We start from the raw sequence: 13,683 nt of genomic DNA, 5'->3' as shown, positions 1-13,683 counted from the left end.
GTAAAAAAAGGAGATTTGGATATGAGTCAATTGATGGAAGAATTATCGTTCAGAGGATTAATTCAGCAGCAAACAGATGAAGAAGGTTTAACAAAATTATTAGCAGAAGAAAAAATCAAGCTATACTCCGGCTTTGATCCAACAGCTGACAGCTTGCACATTGGTCACTTACTGCCAATTTTAACATTGCGCAGATTCCAAGAAGCAGGCCATCATCCGATTGCACTTGTTGGTGGCGCAACTGGACTGATTGGTGACCCAAGTTTCAAAAAAGCAGAACGTTCACTAAACCCAGCAGAAATCGTCGAACAGTGGTCAGAGAAAATCAAAGGCCAGCTCTCTCAATTCCTTGATTTTGAAGCAGGTGACAACCCAGCTGTTATCGTGAATAACTATGACTGGATCAGTCAAATGAATGTCATCACGTTCCTTCGTGATATTGGAAAGAACTTCGGTGTCAACTTCATGCTCGCAAAAGATATCGTCAGCTCCCGTATTGAAACAGGGATTTCGTACACAGAATTCAGCTACGTGATTCTGCAATCGTTAGACTTCTTGAACCTTTACAGAAATGAAAACTGTAAGCTGCAAATCGGCGGAAGTGACCAGTGGGGAAATATCACATCTGGACTTGAGTTGATCCGTAAGTCTGAAGCAGAAGGCGCAAAAGCATTCGGTCTCACCATGCCGCTTGTGACAAAAGCAGACGGCACAAAGTTTGGGAAAACAGAAGGCGGTGCCATCTGGTTAGATAAAGAAAAAACATCACCATATGAATTCTACCAATTCTGGATTAACACAGATGACCGTGATGTCGTGAAATACTTAAAATACTTTACGTTCTTATCAAAAGAAGAGATCGCATCGTATGAAGAAAAAGTGCAAACAGCCCCTGAAAAACGTGAAGCACAGCGCCGTTTGGCAGAAGAAGTCACAACACTTGTGCATGGCCGTGAATCACTAGAACAGGCTGTCAACATCTCAAATGCGCTATTTAAAGGCGAGATCAAATCTCTTACAGCAGAAGAAGTGAAAGTAGGCTTTAAAGATGTGCCATCAATGGAGAAAGACAGTGGAGAAGAATTAACACTTGTTGATGTTCTTGTCGAATCAAAACTGTCTCCATCAAAACGTCAAGCGCGTGAAGATATCACAAACGGTGCCGTCTACATCAACGGAGAGAGACAAACCGACAAAGACTATGTCCTTTCAGCTGAAGACCGAATTGAAAACCAATTTACGGTCTTAAGAAGAGGGAAAAAGAAATACTTCCTTGTGACGTATAAATAAATCCTTATGAAACAGTAAGTATCATGAAAAGCACCTCAAATGTTCATATACATTGAGGTGCTTTTCTTTTTATTCAGAAGTAGGAATTAAGCTTTTACAGAGCGGTTTTCTCTCATTTGTCTGTTTCTTATTCAAGAAGTGAATCTTCGTTTGTATAAGCATGTTCTACCTTACAAATTCGAGTTGTATAGGATTCATACCAATCTTTTTTTCCTTTTTTTTGAACACGCTGATGTGCTGTATGTGCTTTCCATTCTTTGATGGCTGCTAATGAATCCCAGTAAGAGACAGTGATTCCAACACCATGTTCATCTCGTGCACTTTCTATTCCAAGAAACCCGTCTAGTTCTTTCGCTAATTGTTCCATTTTTTGAGCAGCAGCAGCGTATTCTTTCTGCTCAACATTCGTTCGTTTTGATGTGAAAATCACGGCATAATAGGGTAGTGCAGGTGTTTGAGTAAACAGCATCTAGCAGAACCTCCTTTGTCTATTGATATTATATATGAAAGAAAGAAGGTCTCGTAGTCTTTTTGTTTTAATTTAAAAAAGTCCAAGGTGCTTTATGATTATTTATATTTCTGTAAAATCATCTCATAAACATTACCTTGTTCACTTTTCTGACATATTTTTCTTGTATAAAATAGAGTCGAATAAGATGAATAAGGGGGAATGAAAGTGATTCGATTTAAGAAAAAGAGTTTGCAAATTCTTGTTGCCCTTGCCTTAGTGCTAGGTTCAATAGCCTTCATCCAGCCGAAAGAAGCCAAAGCGGCTGAGCATAATCCGGTTGTAATGGTACACGGCATGGGCGGTGCATCTTATAACTTTGCTTCAATCAAACGTTACTTGGTATCACAGGGATGGGATCAAAACCAACTTTTTGCAATCGATTTCATAGACAAAACAGGCAATAACCTGAACAATGGCCCGAGGCTCTCTAGATTCGTCAAAGATGTACTAGCCAAAACGGGCGCCAAAAAAGTAGATATTGTGGCTCATAGTATGGGCGGTGCGAACACGTTATACTATATTAAGAACCTAGACGGCGGAGATAAAATTGAAAACGTCGTCACACTTGGTGGAGCGAACGGACTCGTTTCACTCAGAGCATTACCAGGCACCGATCCAAATCAAAAAATTCTTTACACATCTGTCTATAGCTCAGCCGATCTCATCGTCGTCAACAGCCTCTCTCGCTTAATTGGCGCAAGAAACGTCCTGATCCACGGCGTTGGACATATCGGTCTATTAACCTCAAGCCAAGTCAAAGGCTATGTGAAAGAAGGATTGAATGGCGGAGGACAGAATACGAATTAAAAAATCAAAAAGACAGCGATTTGTGCTGTCTTTTTTGATGTCATGGTTATATGGGTGCTGCTAGGTGTTGAAGAAGATTTTTAGGAGGATAAAAGATGACGCAAAAACTCAAATATGCTTTCTTGGGCTACTTTCTCTATTTCCCATGTTCATTTCTGATCATCTATATGATCTGGATGGCAATCGTCAAATCAGTGCAATGGGCAGAAGTCATATCTAATTGTACATCCATCATTGGTATCTATTACTTAATAGCCAGTGTGTGGTTTGTCTTTTTACTGCAAAAACAGACAAAACATCGTACATAGCCAAATAAAAACATGTACAAATCAACCACCATTCCTTACACTACAAGTAATGATTCAGATTCTTTGGAGGTGGGGATTTGTGCAACAACATCAAAAGGCTTTGATTATGGTTGATGTACAGAAAGCATTCGAGCACGAAAAATGGGGAGAACGGAATAACCTAGATGCAGAGAAGAATATCAGTCGTCTATTGACGTTTTGGAGAGAAAAAGGCTGGACAGTCATTCATATTCAGCATACATCGGATCAGCCGCACTCCTTATTTCATCCAGCAAATGAAGGGCACTCCTTCAAAGAGATCGCCAAACCGCTAGATGAAGAAACGGTCATACAAAAGAAAGTCAACAGTAGCTTTATAGGTACAAACTTAGAGGAACAACTAAGATCAAACGAGATCGACACTGTTGTGATTGCTGGACTTACAACACCGCACTGCGTATCTACCACAACAAGAATGAGTGGAAACCTAGGCTTTGAGACATACCTCATGTCGGATGCAACAGCCGCCTTTGGACTCGCAGATCAAACCGGTACATACTATGATCCAGAAACGATCCATCGCCTTTCACTTGCAACACTGCATGATGAATTTGCGACTGTCCTGACAACAGAGCAGCTCATCACAAATTGGGCAAGCAAAAGCTCCTAGAATCATCTCTAGGAGCTTTTTGCTTGTTCATCCAGCGGCTGTTTTCGTTGTTCAATACTTGAGTATATGAGATCTATTCCAATAAATAAGAAGCTGACAAAGAAAGATAAAATGAGTGTGCCGTGCTCCAAAATGGAGACATTGACTATGTTCATATTAAGTACAAACTTAATTGAGAAATGCACAACGATCCATGAGAGTAGAAATTCAAAGATAAACGTGAACCATTGAGGAAATCTTAGCAAAGAGGAAATTCCTTTACCAATGAATACTAAAAAGATCGACCAAAAAAGAACAATCCCACTGACGAATAGACAGAAGGTCAATAATGAAAGAAATGATGCATAGGTAATATATTCTCCAAAAAGAAAATTCACTCCTAATGAAACAACATAAAGTACAGAACTTGGAATGATGATGACAAAACTAATCGCAAAAAAGATGAGTAAAATGAGGAGAATTTCAGCGATAGCTCCAGGCGCTTCATCGACAACTTTTGTCTTTCTCAAAATCGCATAGATAATAATTGAAAAGAGCATAAGTGCTAACATAAATGAAATAATCGACAAATTGCTTTCCTCCTTAACGTTCTTTACATTATTGTTTTAAGTTGTGAGTTATCCAGTAAATGTAATTGTAAGAGGAAAACGAAAAAGAGTAAAGAGTAATCGGTTTCTAATTTTCTTGTGTGTAAATTTGTAGCTAGAGAGTATCGTACAAAAGACCAAATAAAAAACCCTAGAAATCCTTGAACAATCAAGGTCTCTAGGGTTTGTTTGATCACTCTCTGAGAGAGTCATGAAATTAACGAGAGTAGAACTCAACGATTAGTTGTTCGCTGATTTCAGGCGCTAATTCAGAACGCTCTGGAAGACGAGTGAAAGTTCCTTCAAGCTTTTCAGCATCGAAAGTAAGGTATTCAGGTACGAAGTTGTTCACTTCAACTGATTCTTTCACAACTGCAAGGTTTTGAGATTTCTCACGAAGAGCAATCGTTTGACCTGGTTTCACAGAGAAAGATGGGATGTCTACACGGCTTCCATCAACAAGGATGTGACCATGGTTTACTAGCTGACGAGCTTGGCGGCGCGTACGAGCAAGGCCAAGACGGTATACTAGGTTGTCAAGGCGAGTTTCAAGAAGGATCATGAAGTTTTCACCTTGTTTACCAGGAAGTTTAGCAGCTCTGTCAAAAAGAGTACGGAATTGACGTTCGTTGACACCGTACATGTGACGAAGCTTTTGCTTCTCTTGTAATTGTAAACCGTATTCAGATAGTTTTTTGCGTTGTCCTGGACCATGTGGGCCTGGAGCGTAAGGGCGTTTTTCAAGTTCCTTACCTGTTCCGCTTAATGAAATGCCTAAACGGCGGGAAATCTTCCAACTTGGACCTGTATAGCGAGCCATAATGTGACTCCTCCTTATTGTTTTTATTTGTGAAAAATAAAAACCGTCTGTTCTTTGTCTTTTCCGTCATTATGTTTTCATGCATCCTCGCTCCAGCAGCAGGGAGTTACAAGATGCACCTCCATATAGAAGGAACAAAATGATACAAAAAAGCCGAACAAAAAGGCTGCCATATTTCACACAAACTCTATTATATGACGCCAGATAGGAGAAGTCAACCTATTTAAAGAGAAGAATGTCAAACGTGGTCGGCATTCATCCGGGAAGAAAGCAAAACAAAAAAGCAGACACATTGTCTGCTTTTCAAGCATCATGACGCATCAGTAGAGGCTGATAACGCATTTTGGAGAACCTCTGTAAATTGAACTAAGTACGTTTCATCCACTTCATTGAAACGATCTTTCACTGGACTGTCAATATCGAGTACCCCAATGATTTGTCCATTTACTTTAAGTGGGATCACAATTTCAGATTGCGATGCTGCATCACATGCAATATGACCAGGGAATGCATGGACATCAGCGATACGCTGTACATCACCTGTCGCAAATGCTGTACCGCAAACCCCTTTTCCAGAAGGAATGCGTACACATGCGGGCAGTCCATTGAATGGACCAAGCACAAGTTCTCCGCCTTTTGCTAAATAAAATCCTGCCCAATTGACTTCAGGAAGCGAGTGATAAAGTAGCGCCGCAGCATTGGCTAGGTTGGCAATGAGATCAGGTTCACCATCCGTAATCGCTTCTACTTGCTTGATGAGTAATTGATAGTCTTTCGATGGATCGCCAGACTGTTTTTCGACATGAAACATGAAAATCTCCTACTTTCTATCTCAAAAATACATAACTTGCGTTTCGCATGTGGGATTTGTCGAGCAATGATTAAAGGAACTTCCGCCTTCACCTTGAAGTATGTACACATGAAGAGGGGTGAGCGGATGAAAACATCAACAACCGTGCAAACAAAAGACCGTATTATTGAAGCTGCCATCAGACTTTTTAACCAAAAAGGATTTTCTGGAACCTCTGTCCGTGAGATTGCGAAGGAAGCAAACGTCAACGTTGCCCATATATCTTATTACTTTCAAGGAAAAGGAGGGCTGCTCGAGCAGCTCGTATCCGATTTTTATGAAGGCTATATTCAGATGATTGAATCGCACATCCAGCACATGGAAACCCGTCATGCAAAAGAATGTTTACTTCATGTGGTTTTTGATATTTTATCTTATCAGCATGAAAATCGTCAATTAACCCGTTTCGTTTATCGAGAAGTGACCATTGATTCAACGCTGATCAGGGAAATCATGTCCACCTATTTAACAAAGGAAAAATACTTGTTTCAGCTCATCATTGAAAAAGGAAAAAGCACCCATGTGATTTGTAAGCAGCTGTCACTCTCATCATTTATGATCCAGCTAAAATCACTTCTGATGATGCCTTATTTGCAGCCGCAATATTTAACAGAGGTGCTTTATATCAACCCAAATGAGCCTTACTTTTATCAAACGTACTATAAGGAACTGAGCCGGTCGCTTCATCATCTGTTAGAACCAAATGAACCCGCACTTGATCCTCACCTGAAACTCATGATGTCTTCAAATTGATCATACGCATACCCGAGATCTTCCGCTTGGTGGGCATCAGACCCGAATATGAGCGGAATTTTTTTCTGTTTTGCAAGATCAATCATCCATTGATCTAAATAGATACTTCTGGCATATGTTTTACGAAGACCTGATGTATTAAAATCTAAGGACATGCCTTTTTTTGCCGTTTCTTCAAGACAAAGGGTGACCCTTTGACATAGTTCTGGCGACATTTCGTATGGAAAAAGTTGTTTGAATTTCTGGACAAGGGTGATATGACCGATTCTCTTTGGCTTATATGGACCTAAAGATGATAGAATAGAAGAATGAATTTGGTCATAGTAGCTTTGATAGACGTGTTCGGTGCTGCCATAGATACTGATCAGCTGCTTGAAGGCATGCTCATCAAAATCAAGACAAATATAATCATTGCCAGCAGGAAGAAAGTGAACAGATAAAATGCTATCGTCTAGTTCAGGGCCGTAGCAGTCTAAAAAGGCACTTGTTTCCTCTTCATACTCTTTGATATAGTCGACCTCAAGCCCAGTTTTTACTATTAACTGTCCTTTATATTCCTGTTTCAGCTGATCCAGCTTCGTCAAATAGGCTTCAAGGTCTTGAAGCTTCATGGCACTATCCTGCTCAGGCGTTGGATCTCGAAACGAAGGAGGCAGCGGGGCATGCTCGGTAAAGGTGATGGAATCAAATCCCTTTTTCATTGCTTTTTCAATATAAGAATGAAAAGGATCAAGCGTACCGTGCGGGCAAAATGGCGTATGTAAATGTGCATCTTGTTTCAACATGTCGTCACCTCTTGTCGATATTTTGAAAAACGTCATGTTTATCAGCGAAAATAATGAAAAATCATGACCAAAAATGCTGGTTACATGGTATCATAATAACAATGAAAACGACAGCTTCCGCATACATAAAAACAGGTCACATCAATACATGTGATCAAATGATAGAAAGCCTGAATGACTTTCTTGAAAAAACATACATAAAACCGTGAATGGATCGTATTGGAAAAAATACAATCCTGCTTATAAAAAACAAATGCAAAGCGGACACGAAAGGGTTCTCAGGTCTACTCGGGACACTACCCTGACATCACTTAGATCACAACAAGGGGGCTCATTATGGAGTTTATCATCGGTTTAATTGTCATTTTGCTTGCTTTGTTTTCAGTCGGTTATTTCCTCAGAAAAAATATATATAAAGAGATTGACCGATTGGAAGCATGGAAAATTGAAATTTTAAACAGATCAATTGTAGAAGAAATTTCAAAAATCAAACATTTAAAAATGACCGGAGAAACAGAGCAGTTTTTTGAAAGATGGCGTGCAGAGTGGGACGATATCGTCACAGCCCATCTTCCAAAGGTAGAGGAGCTATTATATGATGCAGAGGAGTATTCTGATAAATATCGATTCTCCAAAGCGAAGCAAGTTCTTGCACATATAGGAGATCTGCTCACCGCTGCTGATTCAAACATCGAAGACATTTTAAAAGAGATTGCAGACCTTGTCACAAGTGAAGAGCAAAACCGAAAAGACATCGAGAAGGTCAAAGAGCAATATCAAACGGTACGAAAAAATCTGCTTGCTTACAGCCATTTATATGGCACCCTTTATGACAAAATGGAGCAAGACTTGGACGAGGCCTGGGAAGGGATCAAGCAGTATGAAGAAGAGACAGAAAACGGAAACTACATGACAGCAAGGAAAATTTTGCTTGAGCAAGACCGCAGACTCGATCAGCTGCAATTATATATCAATGATGTACCGAAGCTCATCGCAGACTGCAAACAAACTGTGCCAGGTCAGCTGACGAAGCTGAAAGACGGTTATAAAGAAATGACAGACAAAGGCTACAAACTAGAGCACATCCAGATCACAAAAGAGCTGGATAACTTGAATAAACAGCTGACCCGGGCGGAGAAGCTGCTGATTGATGAACTCAACTTAGATGAAGCATCAAGCATTCTGCAAATGATTGATGATGCGATTCAGACGCTGTATGATCAGCTAGAAGCAGAAGTAGAAGCAGGTCAGGAAATCAAGAGCAAAATGCCTGAGCTGACCGAGGCATTTGAAAAACTTGAACAAGACCACACGCAGACAAAGGCAGAAACGGCTCTTGTGAAAGAAAGCTACAAGCTGACAGCAGGAGAGCTGGATCAGCAGAAAGCCTTCGAAAAACGATTAGAAGAAATTGAAAAGCTCATGAAGCAAATACGAGAGAAGCTTGATCGTGACCATGTCGCATACACATTATTAATGGATGAAATCAATCAGCTTGAGACCTTTATTGAGGATGCCAAAACGCTTCATGAAGCGTTTAAAGATCACCTTCAATCGTTACGAAAAGAAGAATTACAGGCAAGAGAAACATTGGCTGAACTTAAAACCATGCTGACAGATACAGTGCGCCAGCTGCACAAAAGCAACATTCCAGGTGTACCTGCTGACATCAAAGAACGTGCTGAAAAAGCGCAGGAGATGATTCAGCAAGTGCAGGAGCAGCTAGAAAATTTGCCGCTGAATATGCCAGCAGTGAACCAGCAATTAAAAGAAGCCTCTGAAACAGTCAGACATGTCGTTGATGAAACACATGACATGCTTCGTAAAGTGGATCAAATTGAACGGATTATACAATACGGCAACCGGTTTAGAAGTCAAAACCACATTCTTTCAGAGCAATTAAAAGAGGCAGAACGAAGATTTTATGCCTATGATTATAACGATTCATTTGAAGTGGCAGCAGCAGCTGTCGAAAAAGCATCACCTGGAGCCGTTCAGAAACTTTTAAGTCAGCAAGAAAAAGAATATCAGCATCAATAAAAAAAGCTGAAGTCCATTTTAGGACTTCAGCTTTTTCCGTGTTATGAAGCTTGCTTTTGACGTTCTTCTGAAGCAGAAGAAGTGAAAAGAGAGATCACAAATCCAATCACGACTCCGAGTATGGCAGGCATAATCCAGCCAATGCCAAGGTCATATAGCGGCAAGATCGTTTGAAAGAGATCTTTCACAGGACCAATCGGCAGTTTCGCCGCTGCTAAGCCGTCAAACAGACTGACGCAGCCAGTTAAAATCAAAGTAAGGATATACACAGGTCTTCTATGACCAAGCCATTTGTCAGCAAGTGATAAAACAATAATCACAATCGCTAACGGGTAAATCGCAGTTAAAACAGGTACTGAAAAAGCGATAATATGAGCAAGTCCAAAATTTGAAATGATAAAACTGAATAATGTCACGAGTGTCACAACTGTTTTATAAGAAAGCTTAGGTAGTAATTTTGAGAAATACTCTCCGCACGATGTCACAAGACCGATGCTTGTTGTTAAACAGGCAACCGTAATCGCCGCGCCTAACACAATATTACCTAAACTGCCAAAAAGAAATTGCGAAGACTGAGCCAAGATCTTACTGCCATCTCCAACAAAACCAATGGCGTGTGTACTTGAAGCGCCTAAATAAGCAAGTGATAGATAAACAAATGTTAATCCGCAAGCTGCAATTAGGCCAGCTTTGATACAAGCAGATGTGAGTGCTTTTTTACTTGTTACACCACGTCCTTTAATGGCGTTGATGACAACAACTCCAAACACAATAGATGCAAGAGCGTCCATGGTTTTATAGCCTTCTAAAAACCCTTTGAAAAATGATCCATTGCTATAGGACACATCAGGTGTGCCAATGACGCCCATCGGTGTCAAAATGGCTTTGACGATAATAATCAAAATGATCGTAAATTTAATCGGTGTTAACACTTTCCCTACACGATCCACAATTTTCGTTGGATTTAGCGCAAGATAATACGTAATACCAAAAAAGGCCAGTGTAAATAAAAAAAGTGAGAGCCAAGCTGGTACACCAGCTAAAAAGGGTAGTGCGCCAATCTCATATGAAACCGTTCCTGTACGAGGAATAGCGAAAAGTGGCCCGATAGATAAATATAAAATGACGGTAAACGCTGTTCCGAAAGCTGGGTGAGCTTTATCAGCTAGTCCTTTCGCATCTCTACCTGTTAAAGCAATCGCAATAATCCCAAGAAGCGGTAAACCGACACCTGTTAATAAAAATCCGCCCATTGCTTTCCACACATTTTGCCCAGCATATTGCCCAAGCTCTGGTGGATAAATCATATTACCGGCGCCGAAGAATAGAGCAAACAGCATAAAACCTATGATAACCGTATCTTTCGTCGACAAAGTTGCCTTCATTGCATTTAAAGCCTCCATTATTATGTTGAAATATTCTGTTAATTAGTTGCTAGGTAACCGTTCATCATTAACAATCACTAATTATAAAGGATGTACGCCTGATGTCAACATGTGTTTTCGTACAAAAGTCATGAATTTTTCTATTTTAGTATATGGAGGACAATAAAAAAACATCCCCTTCACTTTGGAAGAGGATGTTTAAAGAATGATTAGGATGCAAGCTGTTTAGGCGGGCCAGTCAACATAGAGATGAGTACGCCAATCCCTGCGCCGATGATCGCTGGTACAACCCACCCAATGCCTAAATCGTAAAATGGAATGAATGAATCTAAGAAGTTAGGTAAACCCCCTAGATTGAATTTGGCAGCAAGTAAGCCGTCAATAATGGCAAAAAATCCAGTGAAGATCAAGGATACGACATAAATCACTCGTCTGCCGTTAATCCAGCGGTCAAGGAACGATAATAAAATAATGACAATGGCCAGTGGATATATCGCCACAAGTACAGGGACTGATAGAGAGATAATTTGTGCCAGTCCAAGGTTTGCAACGAATGTGCTAAATAAAGAAACAATGAGAATGACTGTACGATAAGAAAGTGATGGGAAAAGCTTTGAAAAATATTCGCCACAAGATGAGACAAGTCCAATACTTGTTGTTAGACAAGCGAATAAAATGGCTGCGCCAAGTACAATGTTACCTGCAGAACCGAATAAAAAGTTTGCAGAAAGTGAAAGTAGTTTTCCTCCTTCATTTGCTCCGACCATTCCAGTTGCATCAGGGCTTGAAGCACCAACATAAGCAAGTGAAATATACACGAGTGCTAGTCCCACTGCTGCAACAAGACCAGCTTTTATACAAGCCGATGCAAGTGATTTTCGTTCTGTGATCCCTCTATCTTTCACAGCTGTTACGACCACGATTCCAAAAACGATAGAAGCAAGAGCATCCATTGTTTTATAACCTTCTAAAAACCCAGTAAAGAGAGGGTTTGCTTTATATGTCGCATCAGGCGCACCGATCATTCCCATCGGTGTAGCAATGGCTTTAAACACAATAATGGCAATAACTGCTAATAAGATTGGTGTCAGCACTTTACCAATTCGATCAACCAGCTTTGAAGGGTTTAAAGCAAGAAGATACGTAATGGTGAAAAACACCAGAGTAAAGATGAATAATGGAATCCATGATTCAGCCTGTCCTTCAGAAAGAAATGGAGCTAATCCTATCTCATACGAAACCGTACCAGTTCGCGGAATGGCGAAAAATGGTCCAATGGATAAATACAGAATAACGGTGAAGATAGTCCCGAATTTAGGGTGTGCTTTATCGGCAAGACCTTTGGCTCCGGTACCTGTAAGGGCGACAGCAATAACCCCTAATAGTGGAAGACCTACGCCTGTAAGTAGGAATCCACCGATGGCAAGCCATACGTTTTCACCAGCATATTGTCCAAGAACAGGCGGGAAAATCATATTTCCTGCGCCAAAGAATAATGCAAAAAGCATTAGTCCAATAGCTAATGTTTCTTTTATACTTAAACTATTTTTCAAAATAGTCCCTCCTCAATCAGTGTATTGTGTCAAATTTAAATATTCTGACAATTCAGGTGTTTATATGACAATTGCACTATGGATGATATAGTGAAAATGAAAAGTTGTCAACTGCCATTTTCAGAAAATTCTCTGTCTGACTTCATTATGGTAACATATAAATGCATTTATTTTTTAAGTTTTTTTGTAAGGAGTTTAAGATATGATTTATCTTGATAATAGTGCAACAACAAAGCCTTATCCAGAGGTTTTACAAGTACATCAGCAAGTGAGTGAGCGTTTTTTTGGGAATCCGTCTTCGCTGCATCAACTTGGAATTGATGCGAGCCGTCTATTAAGTGAAACGCGAAAACAAATCCTTCACTATACAGGCTTTACACAATATGAGATTATTTTTACTTCAGGTGCAACAGAAGCAAATAACATAGCCATCAAAGGGGCTGCTCTTGCCAAGATGAACCGAGGCAGACATATTGTCACAACAGCGATTGAGCATCCATCTGTCATCGAATCGTTTGAACAGCTGAAAACATTATTTGGCTTTGATATTTCCTATATTCAAGTAAATGAGCATGGCCGTGCAGATATGACGCATTTAAAAGAAGTGCTTCGCCCTGATACAGTGCTTGTCAGTCTCATGCATGTAAACAATGAAACAGGCGCGATTCAGCCGATAGAGGAAGCGGCAAGCATCATTCGGACGTATGCCAAAGAGGCGATTTTTCATGTCGACGGCGTACAAGGAATTGGCAAGGTTCCGCTGCCTAAAGAGATGGATATTGATCTTTTAACGATGTCAGGCCACAAGATTCACGGCTTGAAGGGAACAGGTGCCCTCTTTTTAAAGAAAGAGATCGTGCTTGCGCCTTTTATCACAGGAGGAGAGCAAGAACTTGGCCTTCGCTCAGGGACTGAGAATCCTGCTGGAGCTGTCAGCTTAGCAAAAGCCATCAAGCAATCATTTGAACATTTAAATAAGCATCATGACGAGATGATCGCTTTAAAAACGGAGCTAGAGCAGCAGCTTGGAAAGATAGAAGGCGTCGTCATAAACACACCGTTGACACATAGTGCACCGCACATTGTGAATTTTTCAGTGCCAGGTATTCAAATTGAAGTCCTTCTGCATATGCTCGAAAAAGAAGGCATTTACGTTTCGACAACGTCTGCTTGTTCTGCTAAGAAAAAGGAACCAAGCCGTGTCCTGCTGGCGATGGGGAAATCAGAAGATGCAGCCAAAAGCAGCATGAGAATCAGTTTGACATATGGACAAGGACCAGAGCTAGCGCCACAAATCATCACATCGATCGCACAAAGTGTGAAAAAATTAAAAGGAATGAGATAA

The 13,683-nt window shown here is 40.4% G+C and carries 14 protein-coding genes; 7 read left to right on the top strand and 7 right to left on the bottom strand.

The features are described from left to right. Positions 1–21: 21 nt before the first annotated feature. The gene (gene tyrS, locus NSQ11_RS13615) at positions 22–1,290 is read left to right on the top strand and encodes a tyrosine--tRNA ligase (RefSeq protein ID WP_048002736.1); all 1,269 of its coding nucleotides are present in this window, start codon (positions 22–24) and stop codon (positions 1,288–1,290) included. Positions 1,291–1,417: 127 nt separating this feature from the next. On the opposite strand, the gene NSQ11_RS13610 is transcribed toward tyrS, so the two are convergent. Beyond that, positions 1,418–1,759 (bottom strand): antibiotic biosynthesis monooxygenase, encoded by a 342-nt coding sequence (locus NSQ11_RS13610; protein WP_079919551.1) that lies wholly within the window; start codon positions 1,757–1,759, stop codon positions 1,418–1,420. Between the two features lie 201 nt (positions 1,760–1,960). Here NSQ11_RS13610 and NSQ11_RS13605 point away from each other — a divergent pair, with 201 nt between their 5' ends. The 3 genes from NSQ11_RS13605 (at position 1,961) to NSQ11_RS13595 (ending at position 3,565) form a co-directional block, all read left to right on the top strand. Next, positions 1,961–2,608, top strand: coding sequence for a triacylglycerol lipase (locus NSQ11_RS13605; protein WP_041092577.1), 648 nt, complete (start codon positions 1,961–1,963; stop codon positions 2,606–2,608). A gap of 95 nt (positions 2,609–2,703) precedes the next feature. Beyond that, positions 2,704–2,916: a hypothetical protein gene (locus NSQ11_RS13600; protein WP_039170275.1), complete on the top strand. Its 213-nt coding sequence runs from the start codon at positions 2,704–2,706 to the stop codon at positions 2,914–2,916. Between the two features lie 49 nt (positions 2,917–2,965). Then, positions 2,966–3,565: a cysteine hydrolase family protein gene (locus NSQ11_RS13595; protein WP_089374141.1), complete on the top strand. Its 600-nt coding sequence runs from the start codon at positions 2,966–2,968 to the stop codon at positions 3,563–3,565. Between the two features lie 8 nt (positions 3,566–3,573). Here the strand turns inward: NSQ11_RS13595 and NSQ11_RS13590 are convergent, their stop codons facing one another. From NSQ11_RS13590 to NSQ11_RS13580, 3 genes are all read right to left on the bottom strand, one after another. Further along, complete coding sequence (locus tag NSQ11_RS13590; RefSeq protein ID WP_008343075.1) at positions 3,574–4,134, bottom strand: hypothetical protein; 561 nt, start codon at positions 4,132–4,134, stop codon at positions 3,574–3,576. 235 nt (positions 4,135–4,369) lie between these two features. Beyond that, a complete protein-coding gene (rpsD, locus tag NSQ11_RS13585) occupies positions 4,370–4,972 on the bottom strand; it encodes a 30S ribosomal protein S4 (RefSeq protein ID WP_007501777.1) in 603 nt (200 codons plus the stop codon). A 310-nt stretch (positions 4,973–5,282) separates the two neighbouring features. Then, complete coding sequence (locus tag NSQ11_RS13580) at positions 5,283–5,783, bottom strand: GAF domain-containing protein (protein WP_041092574.1); 501 nt, start codon at positions 5,781–5,783, stop codon at positions 5,283–5,285. A gap of 126 nt (positions 5,784–5,909) precedes the next feature. On the opposite strand from NSQ11_RS13580, the gene refZ reads away from it, so the two are divergent. Beyond that, positions 5,910–6,575, top strand: coding sequence for a forespore capture DNA-binding protein RefZ (refZ, locus tag NSQ11_RS13575; protein WP_008343081.1), 666 nt, complete (start codon positions 5,910–5,912; stop codon positions 6,573–6,575). On the opposite strand, the gene hisJ is transcribed toward refZ, so the two are convergent. After that, positions 6,545–7,360 (bottom strand): histidinol-phosphatase HisJ, encoded by an 816-nt coding sequence (gene hisJ / locus NSQ11_RS13570; RefSeq protein ID WP_050827565.1) that lies wholly within the window; start codon positions 7,358–7,360, stop codon positions 6,545–6,547. The genes refZ and hisJ overlap by 31 nt on opposite strands. 336 nt (positions 7,361–7,696) lie before the next feature. Here hisJ and ezrA point away from each other — a divergent pair, with 336 nt between their 5' ends. After that, the gene (gene ezrA, locus NSQ11_RS13565; protein ID WP_050827563.1) at positions 7,697–9,400 is read left to right on the top strand and encodes a septation ring formation regulator EzrA; all 1,704 of its coding nucleotides are present in this window, start codon (positions 7,697–7,699) and stop codon (positions 9,398–9,400) included. Between the two features lie 41 nt (positions 9,401–9,441). On the opposite strand, the gene brnQ (NSQ11_RS13560) is transcribed toward ezrA, so the two are convergent. Both brnQ (NSQ11_RS13560) and brnQ (NSQ11_RS13555) read right to left on the bottom strand, forming a co-directional pair. Next, positions 9,442–10,785, bottom strand: a complete 1,344-nt coding sequence (gene brnQ, locus NSQ11_RS13560) for a branched-chain amino acid transport system II carrier protein (protein WP_050827562.1) — start codon at positions 10,783–10,785, stop codon at positions 9,442–9,444. A 209-nt stretch (positions 10,786–10,994) separates the two neighbouring features. After that, positions 10,995–12,338 carry a branched-chain amino acid transport system II carrier protein gene (brnQ, locus tag NSQ11_RS13555; RefSeq protein WP_181891439.1) on the bottom strand — a complete coding sequence of 448 codons (1,344 nt, stop codon included), beginning with the start codon at positions 12,336–12,338 and terminating at the stop codon, positions 10,995–10,997. A 202-nt stretch (positions 12,339–12,540) separates the two neighbouring features. Between brnQ (NSQ11_RS13555) and NSQ11_RS13550 the strand changes: the two genes are divergently transcribed. Continuing rightward, a complete protein-coding gene (locus NSQ11_RS13550; protein WP_144610547.1) occupies positions 12,541–13,683 on the top strand; it encodes a cysteine desulfurase family protein in 1,143 nt (380 codons plus the stop codon).

The sequence above is a fragment of the Bacillus sp. FSL W7-1582 genome, assembly GCF_038593325.1.
Taxonomy (GTDB): domain Bacteria; phylum Bacillota; class Bacilli; order Bacillales; family Bacillaceae; genus Bacillus; species Bacillus altitudinis.
This window is presented reverse-complemented; position numbering and strand designations above follow the sequence as displayed.